Below are 25,717 nucleotides of genomic sequence, written 5' to 3' on the forward strand. Positions count from 1 at the left end.
GGCATCAATGCCGGAGCCCCAGGTCCTCGATGAGGGAGCGATACCGCTCGAGATCCTGACGCTTCAGGTATTCGAGCAGCCGACGCCGACGACCCACCATCTTGAGCAGGCCGCGTCGGCTGTGATGATCCTTGTGGTGCTTCCGGAAGTGGTCCGTCAGCTCGTTGATCCGGGTCGTGAGCAGTGCGATCTGGACGGGCGCGCTGCCCCGGTCTTCCGGGTGCAACTGGTACTTCCTGATTACTTCGTCCTTGTTGAACCCCATTTGGGTTCCGCCTCCGCGAGAGTCTACGCTGGTCGGGAAGCCATTCCCTTGCTAGCCCTTCAGGCTAGCGCAATCTCCCTGCTGCCGCAAGCGCCTGCGCCCTCCCGGAGCACCTCGCGCGCGGTCCGCACGTCCTCGTTCATCGCTTCGACGAGCGCCTCTGCACTCGGGAACCGCTCCACGCCCCGCAGCCGGGCGCACAGGTCCACGCGCAGGTGCCGGCCGTACAGGTCGCCACTCCAGTCCAGCAGGTGCAGTTCGATGGTCGGCGCGGCGCCGACGAAGGTAGGCCGTGAGCCCACGTGGAGCACGCCGTCGATCGTGCCTTCGCGCAGCACCGCCCGCGCCACGTAGATGCCCTCGGCCGGGACGAGCTTGGTGGGGTCGTTCAGCTCGAGGTTGGCGGTCGGAAAGCCGAGCTGGCGGCCGCGCCCGTCGCCGCGGACGACGGTGCCGCGGATGCTGTAGGGGCGGCCGAGCCCGTCCGCCGCGGCAAGGACATCGCCCGCGGCGACTGCGCGCCGGATCCGCGTCGAGCTGATCGGCGCAGTACCCGCTTCCACCGGCTCTACCACCTCGACACTGAAGCCGAACCGCTCACCGGCGGCGCGCAGCGTGGATACGTCGCCCTTGCGGCCGCGGCCGAAGCCGTGGTCGTAGCCGATGACCAGGTGACTCAGCCCGAAGCGGCCGACCAGGATCTCCTCGACGAAGCGGTCCGGCTCGTAGGCGGCGAGCGCGCGATCGAAGCGGAGAAAGACAGCGTACGTGAGCCCCGACTCGGCGAGGATCTCCATCTTCTCGACGGGCGTGGTGAGCAGCGGCGGGGCTGCGTCCGGCCGCACGATCCGCAGCGGATGGGGGTCGAAGGTGACGAGCACGCTCGGCCGGTCGCGTTCCCGCGCCCGCTGCACGACCCGCTGCAGCAGTTCCCAGTGACCGCGATGCACGCCGTCGAACGTGCCGACGGTGAGCACTGCGCCCGAGCGGGCGAGCGGCGTGCTCATACGAAGACCTTGTTCGGCTCCAGGCGCCCCCCGGCCGCGCGGCCGATGGCGAGAAGCCGATCGTCGTGCAGCACCACGATGGTCTGCGCATCGGGCAGGGCGCATGAGACCGGGCGCCCGTGCGTCAGGTGGCGCGCATCCTCCTCGTCCACGCTCAGCCGCGGAAACGTGGCGAGCGCCGCGGCAGGCGCGATCAGCACGCTGGCAACGGCAACGGGATCATCGAGCCGGTCTGTGGCCAGAGCATCGGCGACACTGTGCGGGCCGATCGCGGTGCGCCGCAGGGCAGTCAGGTGCCCGAGCGTCCCCAGTCGCTCCGCGACGTCGCGGCCGATCGAGCGGATGTACGTGCCACTGGAGCAGCGCACGTGAAACGTGATCTCCGGCAGGGCGATCGCGATGACCTCGATCGCATGGACCTCGATGTCGACGTCGGGCAGCTCCACGATTTCCCCGCGCCGCGCGAGCCGGTGCGCGCGCTCGCCCGCGATCTTCTTCGCCGAATACGCCGGCGGCCGCTGTGGCCGTCGCCCCGCTTCCGCCGCGAACGCGGCGCGGATCGTCGCGTCGTCCAGCGTGCGCCACGCATCACTCTCGGCCACCACGCTGCCGGTCGCATCGTCCGTGTCGGTGGCGGCGCCGAGGCGCATCGTCGCGCGGTACGCCTTGGGCATGTCCGTCAGGTACTCGGCGATGCGCGTGGCGCGGCCGACGCACAGCAGCAGCAGCCCGGACGCGAACGGATCGAGCGTGCCCGTGTGTCCGATGCGCCGCTCACCGAGCGCGCGCCGCGCCTGCGCGACGACGTCGTGCGACGTCGGGCCGGCAGGCTTGTCGACCGGGAGCACGCCCTCGAGCGAGTCACGCCGTTTCGTCATCCGCCTCCGACGGCCCCAGCTCCCGCATCGCCTCGCCCAGCAGCTTCTCGATGCGCTGCGCGTGCGCGAGCGTGTCGTCCCACGTGAAATGCAGCTCCGGTGCACGGCGGATGTGCAGCCGCCGCCCGATCTCCCCGCGGATGAACGGCTCGGCGACGTCGAGCCCCTCGAGCGTGCTCTCGCGCGCGGTCGGATCGATCGCGGTGACGTACACCCTGGCGTGATACAGGTCCGGTGAGACCTCGACGTGCGTGACCGTCACCAGGCCGACACGCGGATCGCGCACCTGGTTCTGCAGTATGTCCATCAGCTCCCGCCGGAACTGCTCATTCAGTCGTTCGACCCGGCGTCGTCCTGCCATGATCACTCCATTTCCACGATACGTGCTCCGCCCTGCGCACGGTGGCGCGCATCGACCGCGACGTCTCCTGCGCGGCCGCTGCACCTCATGCGAAGCGGCGCTCCACCGAGATGATGCGCGCGCGGTACTCGCGGGCAACGAGTGCGTGCGCATTCTCCAGCACCGAATCCGCCTGCCCGCCATCCGTCGCCGCGACGCACGCGGTCAGCTCCGCACGCTGCCACAGATCCTGGTGTGCGGTTTCCGCGACGGAAACATTGAACCGGTCGTGCAGCTTCGTCTTGAGACTCTTGATGACGCTCCGCTTTTCCTTGAGCGACTGGCAGCCGATCACCTCCAGCTGCCAGGTCACGACGCCGATGACCATACGCCTTCCCGTGCACCCGTCAATGTCTGCCGCGCCCGGGCGGTGGAAACGCAAACGGGGGACCGGCACAGGCCGGCCCCCCGAAAGACGTGTCTGACCTGCTGGTTCACGACTCGTTCGACGCCGATCCCGCCAGTGTGCGTGCGACCGATTCGATGCGGAAGCACTCGATGTGGTCGCCGACCTTGAGGTCGTTGTACCCATTGACGTTGAGACCGCACTCGAAACCTTCGCGTACCTCGCGGACATCGTCCTTGAAGCGCTTGAGGCTGCCCAGCTCGCCCTCGTACACCTGCACACCGTCGCGCACCACCCGCACGCGGCCGCGTCGGTCGATCGTGCCCTCCGTGACGTAGCAGCCCGCCACCGTGCCGACGCGCGGCACCTTGAAGAGCTGACGCACCTCTGCGACGCCGAGAAGGACTTCCTTCTCCTCGGGCGTGAGCATGCCCTCGAGCGCGTTGCGAACGTCCTCGACCGCCTCGTAGATGATGCTGTACAGGCGGATGTCCACGCCCTCGCGGCCTGCCGTTGCACGGGCTTCGCTGGTCGGCCGCACGTGGAACCCGATCACGATGGCGCCCGCCGTCGTTGCGAGCAGCACGTCCGACTCGTTGATCGCGCCGACGCCGCGGTGGATCACCTCGACCTGCACTTCGCTGGTCGAGAGCTGGCCGAGCGCGTCGCTCAGTGCCTGCACCGAGCCGTCCACGTCGCCCTTGATGATCAGGTTGAGCGTGGCCGTCTCGCCCTGTGCGAGCAGCTTGCTGATGTCGGTCAGCTTGACGCCGCGGCTCTTGATGCGGAGCTGCTTCTCACGGTCCAGCCGCTGACGCGTATTCGCGATCTCGCTCGCACGATCCGCTTCCATCCCGACGAGCATGTCGCCCGCCTGCGGCACCCCTGCGATGCCGAGCACCTGGACCGGCGTGCTGGGACCCGCGGCCTCGACCGTCTTGCCACGCTCGTCGAGCAGCGCGCGTACGCGGCCGTCGTAGTGGCCGCACACGAACGAGTCACCGACGCGCAGCGTGCCGTTGGTGACGAGCACGGTTGCGACCGGTCCCTTGCCGACGTCCAGCTGGGCCTCGACCACCGTGCCCTGCGCCGGACGGTCCGGGTTCGCCTTGAGGTCGAGCATCTCCGCCTGCAGCAGCACCTTCTCGAGCAGCTCGTCGACGCCGAGCCCCTTCTTGGCGCTGACCTCTGCAGCGAGCACGTCGCCGCCGTACTCCTCGACCACGACACCGTGCTGCAGCAGGTCCTGCTTGATGCGGTTCGGATCCGCACCCGGCAGGTCGACCTTGTTGATGGCGACGACGATCGGCACACCCGCGTTCCGGGCGTGGCTGATCGCCTCCTTGGTCTGCGGCATGACGCTGTCATCGGCAGCGACGACCAGGATCACGAGGTCCGTGATCTCCGCACCACGCGCACGCATGGCCGTGAACGCGGCGTGGCCGGGGGTATCGAGGAACGCGACCGAGCGGCCGTCGTTCAGCCCGACCATGTACGCACCGATGTGCTGCGTGATGCCGCCGGACTCGCCCGCGACGACGTTCGTGCGCCGGATGTAGTCGAGCAGCGACGTCTTGCCGTGGTCGACGTGACCCATGACCGTGATGACCGGCGGCCGCGGCTGCAGATCCTCTGCCGCATCCGTTTCGGTCTCCTCGATCATGTCGCCGCCGTACTCCTCCTCGCGGACGGCACGGAAGCCGAACTCGTCGAGCAGCAGCTCGATCTGGTCGAAGTCGAGCCGCTGGTTGATCGTCACCATCAGCCCGAGGTTCTTGAATGCGCTCGCGACGATCTGCGTCGCCGGCACGTCGATCAGCTCCGCGAGCTCCGAGACCGTCAGGAACTCGTTCACACGGACCGTCTCCGCTTCCTCGGCAGCCTTGCGCTGACGCTGCGCCTCCGCCTCGACGCGGCTCGGTGCCTCCTCACGGCGGTGACGGCGCTTGCGCCCGCTGCCCTTCAGCTCGGCCATGACGCGCGAGATGTTCTCCTGCACCGCCGCCTCGTCGACGCGCCGCGACTTCTTCTTCTTCTTGTCCTTGGCCTTGCGCCGGCCGTCGGGCGTGAAGCCCTCGGCCTGGATGCGCACCTGGCCACCCGGTCCGGCGCTGGCAGCAGGCGCCGGTGTGGCGGGCCGCTGCTGCTGCGGCTGGGCTGGCGGCGTGCGCTTGAGCACGTCCGCGGCGCGCCGCAGGCGCGGCCGCTGCTCCGGTGTCGGCACGCGCGGGGCGCGCTCCTCCGCAGGCGGTGCGGCAGGCTTCGCCTCGGTTCGTGCGACGGGCTCCGTCGGCCGCTCCAGCTCGGCCGGTGACGGCGCAGGCGGCTCCGCCGCCCGTACCTCTTCCACCGCCTCCACGTCCGCCTCGACCCGCTCGGCCTCGACTTCCTCGAGCGCCTCCGCAGCGACGTCCTCGCCCTGCGCCTCGGCGGCTTCGGCCGCCTCGGCCGCGATCGCCTCGGCCGCATCGGCCGCCGGCGAAGCGCTCTCCGGGTGGGCGACGATCTCCTCCGGCTCGCGGTCCTCGAGGAACGGGGACCTGCGGACTGCCGGTGCGACGACCTCGGGCTCCGGCTCCTCCGCCTCCTCCTCCGCGCCACGCGCGGCTTCCTCTTCGGCGCGCGCGGCCTCGACGTCGGCCTTGCGGCGACGCCGACGACGCGTCGGCGTCGCGTCCTCCATCACCGCATCGATCGCCTCTTCCTCGACATGGCCTGCACGGCGCTCGCGCTCCATGCGGGCGCGCAGCTTCGCAACGGTCGCGTCGTCGACGGTGGAGGCCTCGCTCCGTACCGATGCGCCGAGACCCCGCAGAAGCTGGATCAGCTTCTCGGGCTCGATCTTGAATTCTCTTGCTACTTCATAGACGCGCATCACCACCACCTTGACGAATGCTGCTCGTACGTTCCTGCCACGTCGTTCCTTCTACTCCGCTTTCAGCAACTGCTCCAGCTTGCGCGCCAGCCCGGCATCCGTGATACCGAGCGCGCTCGCGGGCGGGCGACCGACTGCCCCGCCGAGCACTGCCCGCGTCGCAACCTCCCGGTGCGGGACCGACCGCGACGTCAGCAGTGGAATCAGCTTGTCACGCGTGTTCGCGCTGATGTCATCAGCCACGAGGACGAAATGCAGTGCGCCCGCGCGCGCTGCCTCCCGGACCCGCTCCGTCCCCGAAAGCACCGCGCCTGCCCGGGCCGCGAGGCCGAGCAGGCGCAGCACCGGCTCAGTCGCGCCCATCCTCCGCGTCATCGACCTTCGAGGCCGGCGTGGACTCCGTGCGCGTACGCTCCGGCAGCGGCAGACCGAGGATGTCCGCGGCGAACTCACGGGCTTCGGCCAGCTCCTCCTCCGACGGCCCGCCCTCCGCCTGCGTGCTCTCCTCGCCTGCGTCCTCGACCGTCAGCGACTCGATCAACCGGAGCACGTCGTCCGCATCCTCTGCCGTGATACCGGAAATGCGGAGCAGATCGTCACGCTCCAGGTCGATGATGTCGAGAAAGCTAGTATACCCGGCCGCTTCCAGTGCCGCCAGCGTGGTGACGGGCAGGTCCAGCTCACGGATCGGGAAGTCTGCGACTTCGTACTCCGGCTCACCGCCGCCGAACAGCGCAGCATCCGCGCCCCGCTCCAGCCACTCGCGGCTGCCGTACAGGTCGATCTGCCAGCCGATGAGCTGGCTTGCGAGCCGCACGTTCTGACCGTTGCGGCCGATCGCGAGCGACAGCTGGTCCTCGTCGACGATTGCCGTGATGACGCGGCGCGTCGAATCGCTCAGCACCTTGGCGACCTTGGCCGGAGCCAGCGCACGGCGTGCGTAGATCTCCGGGTCGGGGTGCCATGGCACGATGTCGATGCGCTCGCCGCCCAGCTCGCTCACGACCGCCTGCACGCGCGAGCCCTTGAGCCCGACGCACGCACCGACCGGATCGATCGATTCGTCGCGCGACGTCACCGCGAGCTTGGTCCGACCGCCCACCTCGCGCGCGATGCCCTTGATGTCCACGATGCCCTGGTAGATCTCCGGCACCTCCAGCTTGAACAGCGCTGCCACGAACTCCGGCGCGGCACGCGACAGGATCAGGCGGGGACCCTTGGGCGTCTCCTCGACCTTCTTCAGCACGGCACGGATCGGCTCACCCTGGCGGAACCGCTCGCGCGGGTTCTGCTCCTTCCACGGAATGATCGAGTCCGCGTCGCGCGACTTGTTCAGCATCAGCACGATCTTGCCGCGCTCGACCTGCTGCACCTCGCCCGACAGCAGCTCGCCCACCCGGTTCGCGTACTCGTCGCGGATCTTGTTCCGCTCACCCTCGCGCACCCGCTGAATGATCCGCTGCTTGGCGGCCATCACGGCATTGCGGCCGAAGTCGGCGAACTCGACCGGAATCTCCAGCACGTCGCCGACCTCGAAGTCGGGGTCGTCCCAGCGCGCCTCCTCCAGTGAGACCTCGCGCGACGGATCCTCGACCTCGGCAACGACTTCCTTCAGCACCATGATCTTGATGTCGCCCTCGTCCTCGTCGACGCGGATCTCCGCTTCGACGTTCGGCCCGTACCGACGGGCGAGGGCGGCCATGATGCCGTCCTTGATGAGGTCGTGCAGGTCGTCGCGCGAGAGATTCTTGTTCGCAATCATCTCGCGGAACGCTGCCAGGACCTGCGTCGCGTTTGCCATAACCGTTCCTTCTCGTCCCGAACCGTTCAGGTTCAGCGGTCTTCCCAGCGGAAGACCAGGTGTGCACGCGTGATCTCGTCGCGCGCGACATCGACTTCCGCACCATCGTTCAGGCGCAGCCGGACGTATTCGCGGCCGTCCCGCTCGTTCAGCCCGAGCAGTTCGCCCTCGAGCCGCCGGGAACGGCCGGCCAGCACGTCCTTCCCTCTCACCGCGATCTCCTGCCCCGCGTAGCGCTGGAAGTCGCGCGGCCGCACGAGCGGCCGCTCGATCCCGGGCGACGACACCTCGAGCATGTAGCGCTCGGGGACGTCCTCCGCCTCGTCCAGCCAGGACTCGAGCGAGCGGCTGACCGTCGTGCAGTCGTCCACCGTCACGCCCGCGCCCTTCTCGCTTCCGCCTGCACGGTCGATCCGGACCCGCAGGATCGGGCGCGTCTTCGAACCGGCACGCTCCAGCTCGACAAGCTCGTACCCGAGCTCCTCGACCCGCCGCTCCAGCTCCTGTTCCAGCGCTGCGTCCTGCATAGATCAGGGCTCAATAAAAAAGTGGGGGTCCTTCCCCCACTTTCGCGGCCGCGGCCCCCGCGGCCCGGCAGTCCGGAATATAGCGGAGCAGCGACCGCCCATCAACCCCGGGAACTCCGCTGCTCCGCGCGCGCTCAGTCGGCGGGGACCTCGTCGATCTCCGCACTCCATTCGACGTCGATCGCGCCCTTCAGGCTGTGCGCCGTCGGACACCGGTCCCGGTGGCGCGACAGCGCCCGGTCGACCTTGTCCCTGCTGCCGGCCGGGATGCGCAGCCTGTACTGCACGTGGATGCGTGTCAGCGTGATCATCCCGTCGACCAGTTCGAGGTGACCTTCCGCGTCCGCGACGATGGCATCCGGCTCCAGCTGAATCCCGCGCGCCTCCAGCGCGCCGTTGAGTGTACCCAGCATTCACCCGCCGGTTGCCGCGACGATGTAGTCGACCGGCAGCGGCAGGTTCTTTTCGTCCGAAAGACCGTAGTGGTCCTTGATCGGGCCGTGCACACCGACGTCGAAGCGTTCGCCCGTGGCGAGTGTCAGTCGACGGTGTGTGCCACTCACCTTCTGCACGCGTGCGCGCGCGACGTACATGGGATCAGTCATGTTCCTCCGTGAACGGACCCGGTTGGTCGTCTGTGTGTGTGTGGCCGGCGGCAGATGGCCGGGCAGCGAAGCCGTCGCAGGCGAGCACAGGCAGCCGCGGATAGCGCGCGAAGCGCGGATCGCTTTGCGACAGCCCGCACAGCAGAAAGGTCGAGCCGCGCCGGCTCCGCACGATGCGCTGGTGCATGCATCCCGCGCACAGCCCCGCGTGGACGTTCATACCGGCGGCCGCAGAGCGACAAAGCCGAGCTGGCGGCCGGTGCTGCCGCCGCGATGCGAGAACAGGGTGTCGCTGTCACAGCGCGTGCACCAGTCCGACACGCTGACCTGTTCCGGCGGTATTCCCGCCTCGGCAGCGCGCCGTGCGAGCGCGGCGCGCAGGTCGAGAAGCCGGTCGACAGGCACGTCGAGCCCGAGTGCCTCGAAGACCTCGGGTCCAACCTCGTAACACCGGCCGCAGATCGCCGGCCCGAGGTGAACCCAGATCGATGCCGCATCAGCGCCGGCGTTGCGCATCGCCTGGAGGCCGGCCTCGAGCACGCCCGCGGCCGTGCCGCGCCAGCCGGCGTGCACGATTGCGGCCGCACGCGGCCCGCTCGCGACCAGGGTGACGGGCACGCAGTCGGCGACCGAGATCGTGAGCAGGGTGCCCGGGGTGCGCGTGCAGTGCCCGTCCGCGTCCACGCCCGCGATCAGCATCCCGGCCGGAAGGCCGTCGTGCTGCAGCACCCGCGCACCATGGACCTGGCGGGCATGCACGGCCGTGGTTGTGCCGGTCGCTTCACGCAGCAGCCGCCAGCGCGTCATTACGTCGCCCACCGGCGCGTCCCGGAACAGGCCGAAATCCGCACCGCGCCGTCCACCCGCCGTGGTGCCCTGCACCAGAAACGGAAAACGGGCCGCCCACTCCTCGTTGTGGAGGAGCGCAACGGGCCCGTCTACCCACCGCTCGCGGATGGTACGACTCACCCGCCGTCGACGGGGAAGCCGCCGGCGGTGCTGCCTCCGGCCGTATCACCCTTTGCTGCAGCGCCACCCGTTCCGCCACTGCCGTGCGTGTGCGGATGGGAGTGCGCATCGAAGCGTGCGCGCAGCGCGTCGACCTCGGCACGCAGCGCATCGAACTCGCGCCGCGAAACGAAGTCGAACCGCTCGCGCATGGTCTCCAGCTCTTCCTGCGCACGCTGCATCGTCGCACGGGCGGCCTCGCGCGCACGCTCCGGCGACAGGTCGCCGCGCGCGCGCAGCTCATCGAAGCTTTCCTCGACGGCATCCTTCAGGGCGCCGAGAATGCCCGCGACCGTGCGAACGCCTTCACGGAGGTTGTCGCCGAGATCACCCGGCCGTCGGTCCTGGCTCGACATGTCTGCCTCCTCGCGGGTGGTTATTCGTCGCTGCGCGAATCTGCGCGTTCGATCACCGCGCCCAGCGCGCGCAGCCGCTCGTCGATCTTCTCGTAGCCGCGCTCGATCTGCTGGATGTTGTAGATGTGGCTTTCGCCGTCTGCGCCGAGTGCCGCGATCAGCAGGGCCATGCCGGCGCGGGTGTCGGGGCTCTCCACGACCGCCGCGTGCAGCCGCGACGGCCCGACGACCACGGCCCGGTGCGGGTCGCACAGCACGATGCGCGCGCCCATGCCGATGACCTTGTCGGCGAAGAACATCCGCGACTCGAACATCTTCTCGTGGATCAGGATCGTGCCGCGGCACTGCGTCGCCACGACCAGCGCGATGGACGTCAGGTCCGCCGGGAACGCCGGCCACGGGCCGTCGTCGATCTTGGGGATGTGCCCCCCCACGTCGGTGCGCACCACGCGGTCCTGCTCCGCGGGAACGAACAGGTCCTCGCCCCGCATCTCGCAACGGATGCCCATCCGCTCGAACCCGAGCAGCGTGGAGTCGAGGTGCTCGAGGGCCGCGTCCCTGATCAGGATCTCGCCGCCGGTCACGGCCGCGAGGCCGATGAAGCTGCCCACCTCGATGTGGTCGCTGCCGATACGGAAGCGGCCGCCGCCCAGCCGGTCGACGCCCTCGAACTCCAGGACACCGGTCCCGATGCCGGAGATCTTCGCACCGAACTGCACGAGCATGTTGCAGAGGTCCTGGACGTGCGGCTCGGCGGCGGCGTTGCGGATGCGCGTCTGGCCCTTCGCCATCACGGCGGCCATGATCGCGTTCTCGGTCGCGGTCACGCTCGGCTCGTCCAGGAAGATGTCGGCACCGCGCAGCCCGGACGTCGACAGCGAGTAGCCGTCATCCGATTCGACCTGCGCACCGAGCCGGGCCAGCGCAAGGAAGTGAGTGTCGACGCGCCGGCGCCCGATAACGTCACCACCCGGCGGCGGCAGCGTCATGCGGCCCACGCGCGCGAGCATCGGCCCGGCCAGCAGGATGGACGCGCGAATGCGGGCGGCCATCGCCGGCTCGATTGCGGAGGCGCGTACCTCCTTCGCCTGGACACGCACCGTGTTGGGCCCGATCCAGGCAGTCTCCGCGCCGAGCAACGAGAGCAGCTCGAGCAGTGTGCGCACGTCGCGGATGGCCGGCACGTTCTCGAGGATGACTTCTTCCTCGGTCAGCAGCGTAGCGGCAATGATCGGCAGCGCAGCATTCTTGTTGCCCGCCGGGCGGATCTCGCCCCGCAATGGCTTGCCGCCCTGCACCACGAATTTCGGCATTCCAGTCCCCCCAGGTCCCCGCCGCGGGAGCGCGCCCGCGTGCGCCGCCCACGCTCAAGCAACGAACATACCGGCCGCGCCAAAAGGGCGTCAATCGAGGCCGCTGCGCCTGCCCCCGTTTCTTGACACCGGTCGCGGCCCTGCTCTACCCTTCGCGCTGACGACGGCCTGCATCCATGGACGACGCATGCGGATACACGACTACGTCACGCCGGACCGGGTGCTCCTCGGCGTGCGCGCAAGCGATGCCGCTGCGGCGTTGCAGGCGGTAGCAGCGCCGCTCGCCGCGAGCATCGGCTACGATTCGGCGGACGCGCTCTACCAGGCACTCCTTGCGCGCGAGGCGGCGCATACGACGGCACTCGACTGCGGGGTCGCGGCGCCACACGCAACGGTGGAAGGCGTGCCGGAACCCGTCGTAATGATTGCGACTGCGGCCGAGCCGATCGGGTTCGGGCCCGGGGCCGATGAGCCCGTGCGCCTGCTCTTCGTCCTGCTCTCGCCGCCCGCGCAGGCCGGGCTGCACATCCGACTGCTCGCACGCATCGCGCGCGTCGTCCGCAGACCGGGTCTGATCGACCAGCTCGCGGCTTCAACTACCCCTGCGGAGCTGCTCGCGCATCTGGCCGATGCCGAGCCCCAGCTCGCGTGATCCCATGCAGCTACTCGTCTGTGTAATCAACCAGGAGAACAAGCTGGACGACATCCTGTCCGGCTTTCTCGAGCTCGGCATCACGGGTGCCACGGTCATCAGCAGTGAAGGCATGGCGCGCGTGCTGTCGCACGATGTCCCCGTATTTGCCGGCCTCCAGACACTCATCTCGCGCGCGCGACCGCAGAACCAGACGATCTTCAGCGTCATGGAGGATGAAAAGGTCGAGGGCGCTCTCGGGCTCCTGAAGGAGATCTGCGGCAACTTCGCCGATCCTGCGACCGGCATTGCGTTCACCGTTCCGGTCGGCCGCGTGGTCGGCCTGGCGCCGGAGCTCGGGCAGGACGGTCTCTGAGTGAACGCGCTGATTGGCGCGCTTGCCCTTTTCCTGCTCGGCCTCGCGGGCGCGCGCCTGTCGTTCACGACGGCGGGCATGCCGCTGGGTGCGCGGTTCCTGTTCGTCACGGGCGCGCATTTCCTGCTCATCGGCTTTCTGCTCGGCCCCGTCATCGGGCTGCTCACGCGCGACGTCATCTATGCGTTCTACCCGCTGCTCGCGCTGGGCCTTGCGTGGGTAGGCCTGCTCTTCGGGATGCAGCTCGAGGTACGCCAGCTGCGGCGCTTCCCGCGCTCGCTGACGCTGGCCGCGCTGCTGCAGGCCGGGATCGCGTTCCTGGTGTTCTACCTGATCGCGCTGGTCGCAGTGCTGCCGTTCTTCGCGGTCGACCAGCCGACGCAGGCCGTGCTGCTGGCGGCGGCCGCGACGGCGTGTGTCTCGAGCCCGCTCGGTGTGTCGACGGTCGCCGTGAACGTGCGCGGGCGGACGAGCGAGCTGCTGCTCTACTTCGCCAGCCTCGACGGCATCGTCGGCATCGTGGCGCTGCAGCTCATCTTCGCGCTCTACCATCCGCTCCGGAGCAGCGGCCTCAACGTGGCCGCGGGAGCGGAGTGGATCGTGATCGCGGTGGGTGTTGCCGCCGTCTTCGCGATCTTCCTGCTCTGGCTGACGCGGCCCAAGCCGGACAGTGACGAGCTCATGCTGTTCCTGCTCGGTGCGGCACTCTTCCTCGGCGGGGCCTCGCTGTATCTCGGCATCTCGACGCTGTTCGTCGCGATGATCGCCGGTGCGCTGATCGGCAACCTGTCTCCCCTGCGACGCCGGATCTTCACGACCCTGCGCGAGTGGGAAAAGCCGATCTACGTGATCCTGCTGCTGCTGCTGGGCGCGCTCGTCGCCCCACGAAACTGGGTCGTGCTGCCGCTCGCGCTCGGGTACACGGTCGTGCGGCTGATCGCAAAGCTCACGGGCGCCTGGGTTGCCGCCCGTGCCATCCGGCCGCTGCTCCAGGTTCCCGACACACTCGGGCTCGGGCTCATCACCCAGGGCGGGATGAGCCTCGCCATCGCCCTCGCGATCGTGCTCGCCTACGGCGGGCTGGCCGGCGCCTCGACCGAGCTCGTCAACTTCACGAGTGCGGTCGTCATCGGCGTCGTGCTGAGCGAGGTGATCGGGCCGTTCCTGACACGCCACCTGCTCAGCAGTGCGGGCGAGCTGCAGGGCACCGAAGCCGCCGCGCGCGCTGCTGCAGCAACCGGCCAATGACCGCAGACCAGCTCACGCTCGGGATCCAGCAGTTCGCGCCGCGCCTGCGTGCGCCGGCCGAAAACCTCGCGCGTATCGTCGACGCGGCGGCAGGCGTCGACCTGCTGCTGACCCCCGAGCTTTCCCTGACCGGGTACGACGTCGGCGACGCGGCCCACCACCTCGCATTGCCGCTCGAGACCGGTGCGCCCTTTCCGCTCGCGGATGCGCGTACGGATTCAGCGATTGTGCTGGGCATGATCGAGCGCGGCCCCGATGGCACGCCCTACAACACCTGCACGCTCGTGCGCCAGGGTCGCGTGCTGCACCGCCATCGCAAGATCTACCTGCCGACCTACGGCATGTTCGACGAGGCCCGCTTCTTCGGCAGCAGCGACGTGCTGGATCCGTTCGAGCTGGACGGCTGGCGCATCGGCATGCTCGTCTGCGAGGACTTCTGGCACCCCGGCCTCGTCTACGTCCTGGCCGCCGCAGGCATCGACCTCCTGCTCGTGCAGGCGGCCGGACCCGGCCGCGGCGTCTGGGAGGCCGCTGACGACGCCATGCCCTTCGCGTCCATGGAGTCGTGGACGCGCATCGCTCGCACGACCGCTCTGCTCTACGGCATCTACGTCGCGCTCGCGAACCGCACCGGGGTCGAGGGCGCAGTCACGTTCGGCGGTGGTTCGATCATTGTCGCGCCCGACGGCTCCGTCCTGGCCGAGGCGGGCAGCAGCGACGCACGGCTGGAAGCGGTCCTGCGCCGCGCGGACCTGCTCGCCGCCCGTCGCCCCGGGTCGCATGTCCGCGACGAGGATCCGCACATCGTGCGCAGGGCGCTCGATCGCCTGGCTCGGGGGTAGCATGGACCAGCGTTCCGCCCGGATCGCCGGTGTCATTGCAGGCGTGCTCCGACAGGCGATCGTCGACAGTGGGGCCGATCAGATGGTCCTGCTCGCCGACGGATCCCCGGAAGCCGGGCTGCTCGCATCCATGCTGGAGCCCCGGCTGGGCGCCAGCTTCCGGGCGCGGGAGGTGAGTGGCGCGGGCTGGCCGGAGCTGCTCGACGGTTGGGCCGGCGTGGTGCGGGAGCAGCCGCGTGCGCTGGTCGCAGCCGCGTCCAACAAGACCGCTGCCCTGCTTGGCGGCGCGCTCCCGGGACCGCTGCTCCCCCTGGGCGATCTCTGGGCGTCGCAGGTGCAGGCGCTCTGCGGCGCCTGGTCCGGCCCCCGGGAGCTGCAGGAGCTTGCCGGGCGCGCGGGCGGAATCGATGCGCTCGATGCCGCGCTGGCCATGCTCGTCGACCGGCGACGGCTGCCGGAGGAAGCGACCGCCGTACTTCCGGACGACGCGGCCGGCACGCTCCTCGCGCTCTGGGAGCGCGGCCGTTTCGCGCGCCGCCGGCTCGGGCTCGTGCCCAAGCTGGGAGCGCGGACCATTGGCGTGGACCTCTTCGACTGACGGAGGCCGTGAAATGCGTGACCAGGAAACCAGTGATCTGATTGCTGCACTTGCCATCGGTGCGGTCGTCGGGATCGGTGCCGCGCTGCTGCTGCGCGGCGAGGAAGTGAGCCGGCGCGACAAGCTGCTGCGCGAGATCCGCCCCCTTGCAAAGCAGGCGCGCCAAAAGGCGCACGGCGCCCGCCGCGACATCGAACGCGGTGCCCGGCGCGCACGCAAGCAGGCGGGCCGTACCGCCTCGTCCGCGTTCGAGTACGTGGGCGACGGTGCACGCGCCGGATCCGAGGCGACCATGGACGCGGCCGCCGCGCTCCGACGGGCGAGTGCCGACGTGGTGAACGACATTCGCGACGAGATCGCTTCGCTCGTGAATTCCGCGGGCCGGGAGATGCGCCGCACAGCCAAGCGCACCGTGCGGGACACGCGCCGCAGTCTGCGCAACCTGCGCTGAGTCAGCGTGCGTCACAGCGTGCTGCTCACCGCGGCGATCGCGGCTCTTCTGCTCCTGCTGTTGCCGGAACCGGCGCTCGCGTGGGGTCCGGCAACGCACGTCTACATCGGCCGCCAGCTCCTGGACATGCTGCACCTGGTGCCGGGACCGATCGCGGAGCTGCTGCGTGCCTACCCGCAGAGCTTCCTGTACGGCTCGATCGCGGCTGACATCTCGTTCGCGAAGAAGTACGTGCCGGTCGGGCGACACTGCCACTACTGGCATGTCGGCGAGGAGATCCTCGCGGCGGCCGGCAATGACCGGCTGCGGGCGGTCGGCTACGGCTACCTCAGCCACCTGGCGGCGGACACGATCGCGCACAACTACTTCGTGCCGCGCCAGCTCATGCTGACCAGCAGCACCAAGGCGCTCGGGCACGGCTACTGGGAGCACCGCTTCGACGTGCAGCTCGGCATGAAGAACGGCGCGGTCGCGCGGGAGGTGGTCATGGAATACGACCACTCCGAGGCGGACAACCTGTTCGACGCCGTGCTGAGCGGCACCATCTTCTCGTTCGAGACGAACCGCCGCATCTTCCGCGGCATGATCCGCATGCAGGACAACGATCGCTGGAAGGGCGTGTTCGACCGCGTGCTGCAGGGCAGTCGTTGGGACCTGCCACCCGAAACGATGGAGGGCTACCTCGCCCGCTCCTTCGACTATGTCGTGGATTACCTGCGGCGTCGACAGGAAAGCGAGCCGGCGGCGCTCGACCCGGTCGGCGACTTCAACCTGCAGCTCGCGAAAAAGGTGCGGCGGCTGGCGATTCGCGAGGGCGCGCTATCGAATCCGCAGCTGCTGCACGAGATGGCCGACGATTTCTTCCCGCTGCCGATGCTGCACCTCGGCTACTGGGACCAGCGCGTGGTGACCTCGGGCGCGTGAGCAGGCGCACGGACGGGAACGACCGTGCTCCGCCGGCCGACCATGGCTCCCCCACATTCCATGCACCAGCGCCGCTGCAAATGCAGCAGGCGATACAGCCGGCGCCGACCCGGCTGGGCCTCGATCGGCAACATGCGTGCGTCGCAGGACGGACAGGTGTCGTCGCGCGGCATCAGAAGCCAGCACGCGACCAGTCCGAGGATCACCTTGGACAGCACGATCACGAAGAAGGTGAAGCTGAGCGCGAGCACGTTCACGTAGACTGCGTCCTGCGATGGATGGTGCGTGCCGGGCAGCGGCCGCTGCGACGATCCAGGTGATGCATCTGCTGCGCCACCGTTACGGTCGGCGCACAGGTCCAGTCTACAGCTCCTTCTGCAGATTCGCGAAGCGGAGCACCACTTTCTTGCGCCCCGCGCGCTCGAAATCGATGACGGCCTTGAGATCTGCGCCGAAGCCGGTCAGCTCGCGGATGATGCCCCGGCCGAAATGCGGGTGCCGGACCCGCTCCCCCTTGACGAAGCGCGGCGCGTCCTGCGCCTCGGAGTAGTCGATCACCACGCCGGTCCCGTCATCGTCATCGAAGCGCGGGCTCCGCTCGTCCCGGTACTGGTACCCCAGTGAGCCTACGCCGCGCCCCGGCGTGCCCCGGCGTCGGTAACCGCCCTGCATCTGGCGCCGGATCGTGGCAACCGCCTCCGTCGGCCGCTCCTCGATCAGTGCGGCCGGCACGGCGTCCAGGAAGCTGGACGGGATGGCTGGCTCGAAGCTGCCGCCGCGACGTCGCATGCGTGCGTGCGTGAAGTACGCTTTCTGCTCCGCCCGCGTGATCCCGACGTAGAACAGCCGCCGCTCCTCCTCCAGGGTATCCGGGTCGTCATACGCGCGGCTGAGCGGGAAAAGCCCCTCTTCCATCCCGCTGATGAACACGAACGGGTACTCGAGCCCCTTGGCGGTGTGCAGCGTCATCAGCGTCACGGCATCGGCGCTCGGGTCCGCCCGATCCACGTCCGTCAGCAGCGACACCTTCTGCAGGAAGCGATCGAGCGGGGTGGACTCCGCCTGCTCGTCCTCCGGCTCCAGGTCATCGTCCGTGCCGGGCCGGGCATCGAACTCGTGCGCCCCGGCCACCAGCTCACGCACGTTTTCCCAGCGCTCCTCGCCTTCCGGCCCCTCGTCCAGCAGCGCATCCTGCAGTCGCAGCTCGTCGAGCAGCTTTTCGACGAGCTCGCCCACGCCCACGTGCTTCGCCAGCTCAGTGAACCGCTGGACCGTTTCCGCGAACGCCACGAGCGACGAGGACGCTCCGCCGCGAACCGCGTCGATCTCGTGCGCGCGCAGCGCCGCTTCCAGCGGCGACACACCACGCTCGGCCGCCCACTCGAGCAGCCGCGCCTGGCTTGTGTCGCCGATGCCGCGCCTCGGATAATTGACGATGCGATCGAACGCGCCCGCGTCGCGCGGGTTCGAGATCAGCCGCAGATACGCCAGCACGTCCATGATCTCACGCCGCTCGTAGAAGCGGGTGCCGCCGACGATCACGTACGGCAGGTCGTGACGGCGAAACGCTTCTTCATGCGCGCGCGACTGTGAGTTCGTGCGGTAGAGCACGACGAAGTCGCGCGCACGTTCTGCACTGCCACTCGCCAGTCGCGCCAGCACTTCGCCTGCAATCCATTGCGCCTCGTCCCGCTCGTCGACCGCTTCCACTCGCGTCAGCAGCTCGCCCGGACCCGCCGACGTGCGCAGCGTCTTGCCCTTGCGCTTGACGTTCAGCGAGATGACAGCGTTCGCAGCGTCGAGAATGTTGCCCGTCGAGCGGTAGTTCTGCTCCAGGCGGACGACGGCCGCCCCGGGGAAGTCCGTCTCGAAGTCGAGGATGTTGCGGATGTCCGCGCCGCGCCAGCCGTAGATCGACTGGTCGTCGTCACCCACCACCATGAGGTTGCCGTGCTCGCTGGCGAGCAGCTGCAGGAAGCGGTACTGCGCGCGGTTCGTGTCCTGGTACTCGTCGACCAGTACGAACTGGAAGCGGTTGCGGTAACTCTCGAGCAGCTTCGGGTGCGTCTCGAACAGCGCGACCGGCTTCACGAGCAGGTCATCGAAATCGAATGCGTTCTGCTCCTTCAGGGCCGCGTTGTACGAAGGGTACACGTCCGCGACGACACGGCTGAACAGGTCGCCGGCGAGGGCCTGGTACTCCTCGGGCGCAACGAGCTGGTTCTTGGCTGCCGAGATCGCCCCGTGCACCGCCTTCGGATGCCACCGCTTGGTCGAGACATTGAGCCGGTCCATTGCGCGCTTCGTCTCGCGCAACGCCTGGTCCGCGTCGTGAATCGAGAAGTTCGACGCCCAGCCAAGCAGGGGTGCGTGCCGGCGCAGCAGGCGTGCCCCCAGCGAATGGAACGTCCCCATCCACATGCCCGCCGGCTCGCGACCGAGCAGCCGCCGGATGCGTGCGCGCATCTCGCCCGCTGCCTTGTTCGTGAACGTGACGGCGAGAATGCTCGACGGGTCGACGCCATTCTCCTGGATCAGCCACGCGATGCGCGTGGTGAGAACGCGGGTCTTGCCCGAACCGGCGCCGGCCAGCACGAGGATCGGTCCCTCGAAATGCTCGACCGCCTCGCGCTGCTCGGGGTTCAGCGATGTCAGAAACTCCGTCACGTCCCTGCTCCGCGCGCCGGCATGCGTCCGCCGGTCGCGCTCGAATGGATGATGCCCTGTCAGGAAGATGGCTGCGGGGGCCGGCGCACGGCGATGTCACCGTGCGCCACGACTCAGGCGCTGATCACGTCGGTGCCGACGTAATCCTGCAATGCCTGCGGCACGCGCACACTGCCGTCGCTCTGCTGATACGTCTCCAGCAGCGCCGCCAGCGTGCGCGCGACGCCCAGTCCTGAGCCGTTCAGCGTGTGCACGAACTCCGGCCTGGCGTTCGGCTCCGGCCGGTAGCGCACGTTCGCGCGCCGCGCCTGGTAGTCGTTGTAGAGCGAGCAGCTCGAGACCTCGAGCCAGCGCTCGACGCCCGGGGACCACACCTCCAGGTCATACGTCTGCGCATTGGCAAACCCGAGATCGCCCCCCGCAAGCAGCAGCACGCGGTACTGCAGCCCCAGCAGCTGCAGCACGCGCTCGGCGTGTCCTGTCAGCTCGTCGAGTGCCGCGCCGCTGTGCTCGGGCCGCTCGAAACGCATCAGCTCCACCTTGTCGAACTGATGAAGGCGCAGCAGGCCGCGCGTGTCCTTGCCGTGCGAGCCCGCCTCGCGGCGGAAGCACGGCGTGTAGGCGACGTAGCGGATCGGCAGTGCATCCGGACTCATCAGCTCGCCCGAATGCAGGTTCGTGACCGGCACTTCCGCCGTCGGCACCAGGTACAGCCGGTCCTCGCCGATGAAGTACATGTCCTCGTGGTACTTCGGCAGGTGGCCGGTGCCCAGCGCCGCTTCTTCGTTGATGACGAAGGGCGGCGAGATCTCCGTGTAGCCGTGCTCGCGCGCGTGCAGGTCCACCATGAAGTTGATCAGCGCACGCTCCAGGCGGGCGCCCCAGCCGGTAAACAGCGGGAAGCCGCTGCCAGCGACCTTGGCCCCGCGCGGCAGGTCCAGCAGCCCGAGCTGGTCGGCGATCTCCCAGTGCGGCCGTGTCGCCGGTGGCGCCGCGCGCTCGCCTCCCTCGCGCACGACGACGTTGGCGTCCTCGCCGCCGGCCGGGACCGCGGCCTCCGGCAGGTTCGGAATGGCGAGCAGTGCGTCGCGGACCGCGGCCTCCAGGTCGTTACGACGCTGCTCCTGCTCGGCCATGCGGTCGCCGGCCTCGCGCATCTCGCGGATCAGCGGCTCCGCCTCCTCGTGCCGGCCGGCCTGCTTCAGCTTGCCGACCTGCGGCGAGACCTCGTTGCGGCGCGCGCGCAGCCGGTCGACCTCCGCGATCGCACTGCGTCGCTGCTCGTCCAGTTGCAGCAGCTCGTCGACGAGCCTGCGGTAGTCGGTGTTGCCGCGCCGGCCCAGACGCTCGACGATCAGATCGGGCTCGTCCCGGATTCTCTTGAGGTCGAGCACTAGTCCTCGTCGGGCGGAACGAGGTCGCGGTTGTCGCAGTACGGGTTGCGCACGATCGCGATCTCGGCCGTGCCGAGCGCGGGATCCAGCGCGATCACCTTCATCTTGGCGTAGTTCGAGCCGCGGATGTAGCAGGTGTTGGAGCGACGCGAGCGCAGCACGTACACGACGCCCTCCTCGAGCACTACCGGCTCCTTGCTGTAGCGGTCACCGCTCGGCTCGGGCGCGCGCCGGACCTCTTCGAGTGTCGTCTCCTGCATACGGGCGGTCGAGGAGCGCGAGTCCTCACGACCCGGCACGACGCTCGACGGCACCCACAGCAGGTTGCCCGCGTCTTCGCCCAGCATGAAGTCCCACTCGGTCGCTGCGCCGAGGTCGTCGATCGCCACCAGCGACAGGAAGTTGCCCGTCAGGTTGATGGCCGATGCCATCCCTGCGTATTCCGGCCGGTAGGCCGAGAACACCGTCACGGTGTCGGGTACGTCGCTCCACGCCGGGTTGGCGAATGGATCGTCGCACGCGGCAGTGAGAAGTGCGACTGCCAGCAGTGGCAGCCGTGTCAATCGGAGAAGCGCCTGCTTGCTCATTTCTCGCCTGGAAAATGGGCGGCTAGTGTACGCGCGCCCGCGTCTCACGGTCAAGGCGGCGTCCCGATGATACCACGCGCTGCCGGCGGGGGTTTCGCCGCTGGATGAAACGACTCTGCCGCATTGACTTGGCCAGCCTTCCGGGTCTATCCTTCGCGCGCGTGTGCTGTCCTTCCGCAGGGCTGCGACGCGGCTGACCGGCACGAATCTCGCACCGACCCCTCGCGGTCCGGCACCTCGATTCGGCACTTCGGAATGACCGCGCAAGCCTTCAACGATCGACGCCGCGTACTCGTCGTTGACGACGAGCCTTACATCGGACGCATCATCCAGCTCAAGCTGGAGAGCGCGCCCTACGACGTGGAGCTCGTGCATGACGGTCGCGACGCGCTCGAACGGCTCCGCTCGGACGATCCGGTCGACCTCATCCTGCTCGACATCATGATGCCGCATGTCAGCGGGATCGAGGTCCTGACCGAGCTCCGACGCCTGCCGCACCGCGCCGATACGCCTGTCATCATGCTCACCGCCAAGGGCCACGAAACCGATCGCGAGCAGGCTGCCCGCCTCGGCGCATCCGATTTCCTGACGAAGCCGTTCAGCCCGAAGAAACTGCTTGCCCGCATCGACGAGCTTTTCGCCGCGTGACATCGACCTCTGGGCCGTCATCCTGGCCGGTGGCGTCGGCTCGCGCTTCTGGCCGGTCTCCACACCGGCACGCCCGAAGCAGCTGCTCCCGCTGGCGGGCGATGAGCCGCTCATCGCGCAGACCGTAGCGCGCATCGCGCCGCTGGTCGGGCTCGACCGCATCCGCATCCTCGCGGGCGAGTCGCTCGGTCGGCAGATCCTCTCCACCGTCCCTGACCTGGAAGCGGCCAGCCTGCTGGTCGAGCCGCGGGCTCGCGGCACTGCGCCCGTGCTCGCCTGGGCGGCACACACCATCGCGCGTGCGAATCCCGATGCGGTCATGGCATCACTGCATGCCGATCATCGCATCGAGCCTGCAGGCGCGTTCCGCACGACGATCGCACGCGCCGCACAGCTGGCGCACGCGGAGCAGCGCCTGTTCACGATCGGCGCGACGCCGACCCGGCCGGAGACGGGCTACGGTTACATCCGCACGGGTGCCGCCTTCGGCGACGATGCGTGGGCGGTCGACGAGTTCGTCGAAAAGCCGGATCGTGCGACGGCGGAGCGTTACATCACGCAGGGCTTCCTCTGGAACACGGGCCTGTTCGTGTGGCCCGTGTCGCTTCTGCTCGCCCAGCTGCAGCAGCACACACCCGAGCTCGCGCCGCTGCTGCCATTGCTCGACGAGGGCCGCGTCGACGAGTTCTTCGCACGCGCACCGTCGCTCTCGATCGACAACGGGCTGCTCGAGCGGAGTGACCGGGTGGGCGTGGTGCGCGCCGCGTTCGACTGGGACGACGTCGGTGCATGGGACGCGCTCGCGCGGACGCGCGCCGCGGACGCACGCGGCAACGTCGGTGTCGGCAGCACGCACTTCGTCGATGCCGATGACTGCATCGCCTGGTCGGACAGCGGCGACGTGGTCGTGTTCGGGGCGCGTGATCTCGTGGTGGTGCAGGCCAACGGTGTGACGTTCGTGGCGCCGCGCGCGCTTGCACCCGACCTGAAGCGTGCGCTGGCTCAGCTCCCGGAGCGGCTGGTGCAGCTGCAGGGGAACCGGCCGTGACTCCGCAGCTCTTCCTGTTCGACGACGTGCGGGCTGCCGCCTGGCAGCCGTTCACGCTCACGCGTCCGGCGGGCGAGCTGCTCTTCGGCGCGCACACGATGCGCGCGCGGGCCGAGCTCGTGTTCGGGGTTCCCGCGATCGGTCACATTGCGCCGGGTCTCGAGGGCTTCAGCGAACCCGAGGCGCCGCCCGTCATCGACGCGAACCGCGTGGCCGCCGACGCGCCACGCATCCTGCTGCTTTCGCGCGCGGTGCCCGCGTTCCAGGCGTTGCCCGCGTGGTCACAGCACACCACGCGGATCAGTATCGGCGGACGGACCGCAGGATGGTACCTGCCTGCCGGCGCACCGCTGCCCGACCCCGGTGAGCTGCACGCAGCGGACGCACGTCACGGCGACGTCGTCGAGATCGAAGGACGCGTGCTCGCGAACGTGTGGGAGCTGATCGTCGGCAACCCGGAGCAGGTGAAGCTCGACGCCGCGGCCGCCCGCGCACGCGGCGCTGCGGTCGGCGCGCTGCCGCAGCACGTGCAGCTCATCGGCAGCGCCGCGGACGTGATCATCGGGGCGGACGTCACGATCGAGCCCGGCGTCGTGTTCGACACGTCGCATGGTCCGATATGGCTCGACGACCGCTCCACGGTGCGCGCGTTCACCCGGCTCGCGGGACCCAGCTACATCGGCCGCGACTCGAGCATCCTCGGCGGTTCGGTCGCGGAGGTGTCGATCGGCCCCGTGTGCAAGGTGCACGGAGAGGTCGAGGCCTCGGTCGTGCTCGGCTACGCGAACAAGGCACACGACGGCTTCCTCGGCCACGCATACCTCGGCCGCTGGGTCAACCTGGGCGCGCTCACGACCAACAGCGACCTGAAGAACAACTACGGCACGATCCGGCTCTGGACGCCGGACGGCGACGTCGATACCGGCGAGATGAAGATCGGCTGCCTGCTCGGCGATCACGTAAAGACCGGCATCGGCACGATGCTCAATACCGGCACGGTCGTCGGCACCGGCTCCAATCTCTTTGGCGCAGCCATGCCGCCGAAGTACGTGCCGCCCTTCTCCTGGGGCAGCGGCAGCGACCTCACCGGCTACGATCTCGATCGCTTCCTCACGACGGCCGAGCGTGTGATGCAGCGGCGCGGCCTCCAGCTCGAGCCCGGCGTCCGTGGCCTGCTCTCGCGCGTCCACGAACGCGCCCGGAAGGGGCAGTAGCGTGCGCGTGACCGTGCTGGGCAGCGGGAGCACCGGCAATGCAACGCTGGTCGAATCCGGCGACGTCCGCATCCTGATCGATGCCGGCTTCAGCGGCCGCGATCTCGAGCGACGAATGCGCACCGTCGGGGTCGACCCCGCCTCGCTGCAGGCGATCCTGATCACGCATGACCACGGCGACCACACGCGCGGCATGGGCGTTCTCGCGCGGCGCTTCGACGTGCCGATCCTGATGACGCAGATCACCGAGCATGCGTGCCGCGCACTGCTCACCGGCCGCGAGCGCGTCGAGCACTACCGCAGCCTCGAGCCGTTCCGCATCGGACCGTTCGAAGTGATGCCGTTCGTCACGGTGCACGACGCCGCAGACCCGGTCGCGATCACGGTCCGGCATGTCGAGACAGGTGCGAAGATGGGCGTGGCGACGGATCTCGGCCGGCCGACCGCTCCCGTGCGCGCTGCGCTGGCGGGCTGCCACATGCTCGTGCTCGAGGCGAATCACGACGAGTCGATGCTTTGGGCGGGTCCCTATCCCTGGTCGGTCAAGCAGCGGATCGCGTCGAGTCACGGCCACCTTTCCAACCGGGCTGCCGCAGAGCTCGCACACGAGCTCTACCATCCGAACCTGGTCGCCGTTGCGCTCGCACACCTCAGCGAGCACTGCAACGACGGCGGCCTCGCCAGGGACGTGATCGGGCTGGCCCTCGACCGCCGCGGCTACCGCGGCCGGTTGGACGTGGCGCCGCAGGCGGAGCCACTCGAGCCGTTCGACGTGAACGCGCTGAGGCGCAGCTCCGGGCAGGGCGAGCAGCTGACGCTGCTGTAGCTGCCCGGGCGCATCGCGCCCGTCCATCCGATCAGAAGCCGAACGCCCGCAGCAGGTCGTTGCCGATCGCCCACGCCATGATCAGCAGGATGATGAAGAAGCCGATCTGCGTGAGCCGCATGCGGGCCTGCATCGACGGTGGCTTACCGCGTATTCCCTCGTACAGCAGGAACATGAGCTGCCCACCGTCCAGAACGGGGATCGGGAGCAGGTTGAGGACGGCGAGGTTGACGGAGAAGAGAGCCAGGAAGTTGAGGAAGCTCTCCAGACCCGCTTCGGCCACCTGGCCGCTGATCTGTCCGATCGCGATCGGCCCCCCGATGTTGCGGGCCGAGTGGCGACCGGTGAACATGCCGCCGAGGAAATCGACGGTCAGTACCACGACCTCCCAGGTTCGCTCGAATCCGTACGCGGCGGCATCGAGGATGCCGAGCCGCTCCCGCGGCTGCCCCGTCTCGGACGGGGCGCCCTGCACCCCGATCCTGCCGTAGGTGTGCCCCCCCGGAAGCTGGCCTGGCTCCGGGACCACGTTGGTATCGACGCGTGCACCGTCCCGCTCCACCACCAGGTCGAGCGGCTGCCCCGGTCGCGTCTCGACTGCCGTGACGAACTCCTGCCAACTGTTCACGGGCTCGCCTGCCGCCGTCACGATGACGTCCCCGGCCTGCAGCCCCGCCCGGGCGCCGGGCCCGTCCGGCACGACCTGCTGCAGACGCGGCGCGACCTGCACCACCGGCTCGAGCGCGGCGAACAGCTGAAAGCGTGCGGAGTCAGTGCCTGCGACGTCCACCGTCACGGGCGGCGCGTTCTCGAACTCGATGACGTTCTCGCCCGGTCGCATCATGCTCACGACCAGGCGCACGTCGCCCCAGTCCTCGACGG

General features: G+C 69.1%; 30 protein-coding genes. 11 read left to right on the top strand and 19 right to left on the bottom strand.

What is annotated here, in order from left to right; all coding sequences use genetic code 11:
* Positions 1 to 4 precede the first annotated feature (4 nt).
* From rpsO to murA, 14 genes are all read right to left on the bottom strand, one after another.
* Complete coding sequence (gene rpsO / locus VFU06_12660; protein ID HEU5210237.1) at positions 5 to 265, bottom strand: 30S ribosomal protein S15; 261 nt, start codon at positions 263 to 265, stop codon at positions 5 to 7.
* A 59-nt stretch (positions 266 to 324) separates the two neighbouring features.
* Positions 325 to 1,272: a bifunctional riboflavin kinase/FAD synthetase gene (locus tag VFU06_12665; GenBank protein HEU5210238.1), complete on the bottom strand. Its 948-nt coding sequence runs from the start codon at positions 1,270 to 1,272 to the stop codon at positions 325 to 327.
* Positions 1,269 to 2,150 carry a tRNA pseudouridine(55) synthase TruB gene (gene truB / locus VFU06_12670; protein ID HEU5210239.1) on the bottom strand — a complete coding sequence of 294 codons (882 nt, stop codon included), beginning with the start codon at positions 2,148 to 2,150 and terminating at the stop codon, positions 1,269 to 1,271. Before truB ends, VFU06_12665 begins: the two co-directional genes overlap by 4 nt.
* Positions 2,134 to 2,511: a 30S ribosome-binding factor RbfA gene (gene rbfA / locus VFU06_12675; protein HEU5210240.1), complete on the bottom strand. Its 378-nt coding sequence runs from the start codon at positions 2,509 to 2,511 to the stop codon at positions 2,134 to 2,136. Before rbfA ends, truB begins: the two co-directional genes overlap by 17 nt.
* 85 nt (positions 2,512 to 2,596) lie before the next feature.
* Positions 2,597 to 2,878, bottom strand: coding sequence for a DUF503 domain-containing protein (locus VFU06_12680; protein HEU5210241.1), 282 nt, complete (start codon positions 2,876 to 2,878; stop codon positions 2,597 to 2,599).
* Positions 2,879 to 2,984: 106 nt separating this feature from the next.
* Positions 2,985 to 5,771, bottom strand: a complete 2,787-nt coding sequence (infB, locus tag VFU06_12685; protein ID HEU5210242.1) for a translation initiation factor IF-2 — start codon at positions 5,769 to 5,771, stop codon at positions 2,985 to 2,987.
* Positions 5,772 to 5,822: 51 nt separating this feature from the next.
* Positions 5,823 to 6,134, bottom strand: a complete 312-nt coding sequence (locus VFU06_12690; protein HEU5210243.1) for a ribosomal L7Ae/L30e/S12e/Gadd45 family protein — start codon at positions 6,132 to 6,134, stop codon at positions 5,823 to 5,825.
* On the bottom strand, positions 6,121 to 7,572 hold the full coding sequence (gene nusA, locus VFU06_12695; protein ID HEU5210244.1) for a transcription termination factor NusA: 1,452 nt from the start codon (positions 7,570 to 7,572) through the stop codon (positions 6,121 to 6,123). Before nusA ends, VFU06_12690 begins: the two co-directional genes overlap by 14 nt.
* A gap of 32 nt (positions 7,573 to 7,604) precedes the next feature.
* Complete coding sequence (rimP, locus tag VFU06_12700) at positions 7,605 to 8,099, bottom strand: ribosome maturation factor RimP (protein HEU5210245.1); 495 nt, start codon at positions 8,097 to 8,099, stop codon at positions 7,605 to 7,607.
* A gap of 134 nt (positions 8,100 to 8,233) precedes the next feature.
* On the bottom strand, positions 8,234 to 8,512 hold the full coding sequence (locus VFU06_12705) for an OsmC family protein (protein ID HEU5210246.1): 279 nt from the start codon (positions 8,510 to 8,512) through the stop codon (positions 8,234 to 8,236).
* Positions 8,513 to 8,704: a hypothetical protein gene (locus VFU06_12710; protein ID HEU5210247.1), complete on the bottom strand. Its 192-nt coding sequence runs from the start codon at positions 8,702 to 8,704 to the stop codon at positions 8,513 to 8,515.
* Between the two features lie 216 nt (positions 8,705 to 8,920).
* A complete protein-coding gene (locus VFU06_12715; protein HEU5210248.1) occupies positions 8,921 to 9,673 on the bottom strand; it encodes a polyphenol oxidase family protein in 753 nt (250 codons plus the stop codon).
* Positions 9,670 to 10,068: a hypothetical protein gene (locus VFU06_12720; GenBank protein ID HEU5210249.1), complete on the bottom strand. Its 399-nt coding sequence runs from the start codon at positions 10,066 to 10,068 to the stop codon at positions 9,670 to 9,672. Before VFU06_12720 ends, VFU06_12715 begins: the two co-directional genes overlap by 4 nt.
* Positions 10,069 to 10,088: 20 nt before the next feature.
* Positions 10,089 to 11,381 (bottom strand): UDP-N-acetylglucosamine 1-carboxyvinyltransferase, encoded by a 1,293-nt coding sequence (gene murA, locus VFU06_12725; protein ID HEU5210250.1) that lies wholly within the window; start codon positions 11,379 to 11,381, stop codon positions 10,089 to 10,091.
* A gap of 187 nt (positions 11,382 to 11,568) precedes the next feature.
* Here murA and VFU06_12730 point away from each other — a divergent pair, with 187 nt between their 5' ends.
* From VFU06_12730 to VFU06_12760, 7 genes are read left to right on the top strand one after another with little or no spacing between them, the layout of a single operon-like run.
* Complete coding sequence (locus tag VFU06_12730) at positions 11,569 to 12,033, top strand: PTS sugar transporter subunit IIA (GenBank protein ID HEU5210251.1); 465 nt, start codon at positions 11,569 to 11,571, stop codon at positions 12,031 to 12,033.
* A gap of 4 nt (positions 12,034 to 12,037) precedes the next feature.
* Positions 12,038 to 12,388 (top strand): hypothetical protein, encoded by a 351-nt coding sequence (locus VFU06_12735; protein HEU5210252.1) that lies wholly within the window; start codon positions 12,038 to 12,040, stop codon positions 12,386 to 12,388.
* On the top strand, positions 12,389 to 13,636 hold the full coding sequence (locus tag VFU06_12740; GenBank protein ID HEU5210253.1) for a cation:proton antiporter: 1,248 nt from the start codon (positions 12,389 to 12,391) through the stop codon (positions 13,634 to 13,636).
* On the top strand, positions 13,633 to 14,478 hold the full coding sequence (locus VFU06_12745; protein ID HEU5210254.1) for a nitrilase-related carbon-nitrogen hydrolase: 846 nt from the start codon (positions 13,633 to 13,635) through the stop codon (positions 14,476 to 14,478). Before VFU06_12740 ends, VFU06_12745 begins: the two co-directional genes overlap by 4 nt.
* Position 14,479: 1 nt before the next feature.
* Positions 14,480 to 15,076 (top strand): hypothetical protein, encoded by a 597-nt coding sequence (locus VFU06_12750; GenBank protein HEU5210255.1) that lies wholly within the window; start codon positions 14,480 to 14,482, stop codon positions 15,074 to 15,076.
* Positions 15,077 to 15,089: 13 nt separating this feature from the next.
* Positions 15,090 to 15,527, top strand: coding sequence for a hypothetical protein (locus VFU06_12755; GenBank protein ID HEU5210256.1), 438 nt, complete (start codon positions 15,090 to 15,092; stop codon positions 15,525 to 15,527).
* Positions 15,528 to 15,533: 6 nt separating this feature from the next.
* Entirely contained in the window at positions 15,534 to 16,451 is a 918-nt protein-coding gene (locus VFU06_12760; GenBank protein HEU5210257.1) for a zinc dependent phospholipase C family protein, read from the top strand.
* On the opposite strand, the gene VFU06_12765 is transcribed toward VFU06_12760, so the two are convergent.
* The 4 genes from VFU06_12765 to VFU06_12780 form a co-directional block, all read right to left on the bottom strand.
* On the bottom strand, positions 16,415 to 16,708 hold the full coding sequence (locus tag VFU06_12765; protein HEU5210258.1) for a hypothetical protein: 294 nt from the start codon (positions 16,706 to 16,708) through the stop codon (positions 16,415 to 16,417). The two genes, VFU06_12760 and VFU06_12765, sit on opposite strands and share 37 nt — an antisense overlap.
* A 106-nt stretch (positions 16,709 to 16,814) precedes the next feature.
* The gene (locus tag VFU06_12770) at positions 16,815 to 19,118 is read right to left on the bottom strand and encodes a UvrD-helicase domain-containing protein (protein HEU5210259.1); all 2,304 of its coding nucleotides are present in this window, start codon (positions 19,116 to 19,118) and stop codon (positions 16,815 to 16,817) included.
* Positions 19,119 to 19,231: 113 nt separating this feature from the next.
* On the bottom strand, positions 19,232 to 20,512 hold the full coding sequence (serS, locus tag VFU06_12775; GenBank protein HEU5210260.1) for a serine--tRNA ligase: 1,281 nt from the start codon (positions 20,510 to 20,512) through the stop codon (positions 19,232 to 19,234).
* On the bottom strand, positions 20,512 to 21,099 hold the full coding sequence (locus VFU06_12780) for a hypothetical protein (protein ID HEU5210261.1): 588 nt from the start codon (positions 21,097 to 21,099) through the stop codon (positions 20,512 to 20,514). The genes serS and VFU06_12780 overlap by 1 nt, the downstream gene beginning before the upstream one ends.
* Before the next feature lie 123 nt (positions 21,100 to 21,222).
* On the opposite strand from VFU06_12780, the gene VFU06_12785 reads away from it, so the two are divergent.
* The 4 genes from VFU06_12785 to VFU06_12800 are packed head-to-tail and all read left to right on the top strand — an operon-like array spanning position 21,223 to position 24,835.
* Positions 21,223 to 21,747, top strand: coding sequence for a response regulator (locus tag VFU06_12785; GenBank protein HEU5210262.1), 525 nt, complete (start codon positions 21,223 to 21,225; stop codon positions 21,745 to 21,747).
* Positions 21,716 to 22,795, top strand: coding sequence for a sugar phosphate nucleotidyltransferase (locus VFU06_12790; GenBank protein HEU5210263.1), 1,080 nt, complete (start codon positions 21,716 to 21,718; stop codon positions 22,793 to 22,795). Before VFU06_12785 ends, VFU06_12790 begins: the two co-directional genes overlap by 32 nt.
* Entirely contained in the window at positions 22,792 to 24,009 is a 1,218-nt protein-coding gene (locus tag VFU06_12795; GenBank protein ID HEU5210264.1) for a putative sugar nucleotidyl transferase, read from the top strand. Before VFU06_12790 ends, VFU06_12795 begins: the two co-directional genes overlap by 4 nt.
* 1 nt (position 24,010) lies before the next feature.
* Positions 24,011 to 24,835, top strand: coding sequence for an MBL fold metallo-hydrolase (locus VFU06_12800; GenBank protein HEU5210265.1), 825 nt, complete (start codon positions 24,011 to 24,013; stop codon positions 24,833 to 24,835).
* 31 nt (positions 24,836 to 24,866) lie between these two features.
* Here the strand turns inward: VFU06_12800 and rseP are convergent.
* Positions 24,867 to 25,717: RIP metalloprotease RseP (gene rseP / locus VFU06_12805; GenBank protein ID HEU5210266.1), on the bottom strand; the 851-nt coding region annotated here is incomplete at its 5' end.

The organism is Longimicrobiales bacterium (assembly GCA_035764935.1).
Lineage (GTDB): Bacteria > Gemmatimonadota > Gemmatimonadetes > Longimicrobiales > RSA9 > DASTYK01.

What these genes read in the sequence shown, in the direction of transcription:
- rpsO (HEU5210237.1), bottom strand. Translation starts at nt 265, where the DNA reads ATGGGGTTCAACAAGGACGAAGTAATCAGGAAGTACCAGTTGCACCCG.
- VFU06_12665 (HEU5210238.1), bottom strand. Translation starts at nt 1,272, where the DNA reads ATGAGCACGCCGCTCGCCCGCTCGGGCGCAGTGCTCACCGTCGGCACG.
- truB (HEU5210239.1), bottom strand. Translation starts at nt 2,150, where the DNA reads ATGACGAAACGGCGTGACTCGCTCGAGGGCGTGCTCCCGGTCGACAAG.
- rbfA (HEU5210240.1), bottom strand. Translation starts at nt 2,511, where the DNA reads ATGGCAGGACGACGCCGGGTCGAACGACTGAATGAGCAGTTCCGGCGG.
- VFU06_12680 (HEU5210241.1), bottom strand. Translation starts at nt 2,878, where the DNA reads ATGGTCATCGGCGTCGTGACCTGGCAGCTGGAGGTGATCGGCTGCCAG.
- infB (HEU5210242.1), bottom strand. Translation starts at nt 5,771, where the DNA reads ATGCGCGTCTATGAAGTAGCAAGAGAATTCAAGATCGAGCCCGAGAAG.
- VFU06_12690 (HEU5210243.1), bottom strand. Translation starts at nt 6,134, where the DNA reads ATGGGCGCGACTGAGCCGGTGCTGCGCCTGCTCGGCCTCGCGGCCCGG.
- nusA (HEU5210244.1), bottom strand. Translation starts at nt 7,572, where the DNA reads ATGGCAAACGCGACGCAGGTCCTGGCAGCGTTCCGCGAGATGATTGCG.
- rimP (HEU5210245.1), bottom strand. Translation starts at nt 8,099, where the DNA reads ATGCAGGACGCAGCGCTGGAACAGGAGCTGGAGCGGCGGGTCGAGGAG.
- VFU06_12705 (HEU5210246.1), bottom strand. Translation starts at nt 8,512, where the DNA reads ATGCTGGGTACACTCAACGGCGCGCTGGAGGCGCGCGGGATTCAGCTG.
- VFU06_12710 (HEU5210247.1), bottom strand. Translation starts at nt 8,704, where the DNA reads ATGACTGATCCCATGTACGTCGCGCGCGCACGCGTGCAGAAGGTGAGT.
- VFU06_12720 (HEU5210249.1), bottom strand. Translation starts at nt 10,068, where the DNA reads ATGTCGAGCCAGGACCGACGGCCGGGTGATCTCGGCGACAACCTCCGT.
- murA (HEU5210250.1), bottom strand. Translation starts at nt 11,381, where the DNA reads ATGCCGAAATTCGTGGTGCAGGGCGGCAAGCCATTGCGGGGCGAGATC.
- VFU06_12730 (HEU5210251.1), top strand. Translation starts at nt 11,569, where the DNA reads ATGCGGATACACGACTACGTCACGCCGGACCGGGTGCTCCTCGGCGTG.
- VFU06_12735 (HEU5210252.1), top strand. Translation starts at nt 12,038, where the DNA reads ATGCAGCTACTCGTCTGTGTAATCAACCAGGAGAACAAGCTGGACGAC.
- VFU06_12745 (HEU5210254.1), top strand. Translation starts at nt 13,633, where the DNA reads ATGACCGCAGACCAGCTCACGCTCGGGATCCAGCAGTTCGCGCCGCGC.
- VFU06_12750 (HEU5210255.1), top strand. Translation starts at nt 14,480, where the DNA reads ATGGACCAGCGTTCCGCCCGGATCGCCGGTGTCATTGCAGGCGTGCTC.
- VFU06_12755 (HEU5210256.1), top strand. Translation starts at nt 15,090, where the DNA reads ATGCGTGACCAGGAAACCAGTGATCTGATTGCTGCACTTGCCATCGGT.
- VFU06_12780 (HEU5210261.1), bottom strand. Translation starts at nt 21,099, where the DNA reads ATGAGCAAGCAGGCGCTTCTCCGATTGACACGGCTGCCACTGCTGGCA.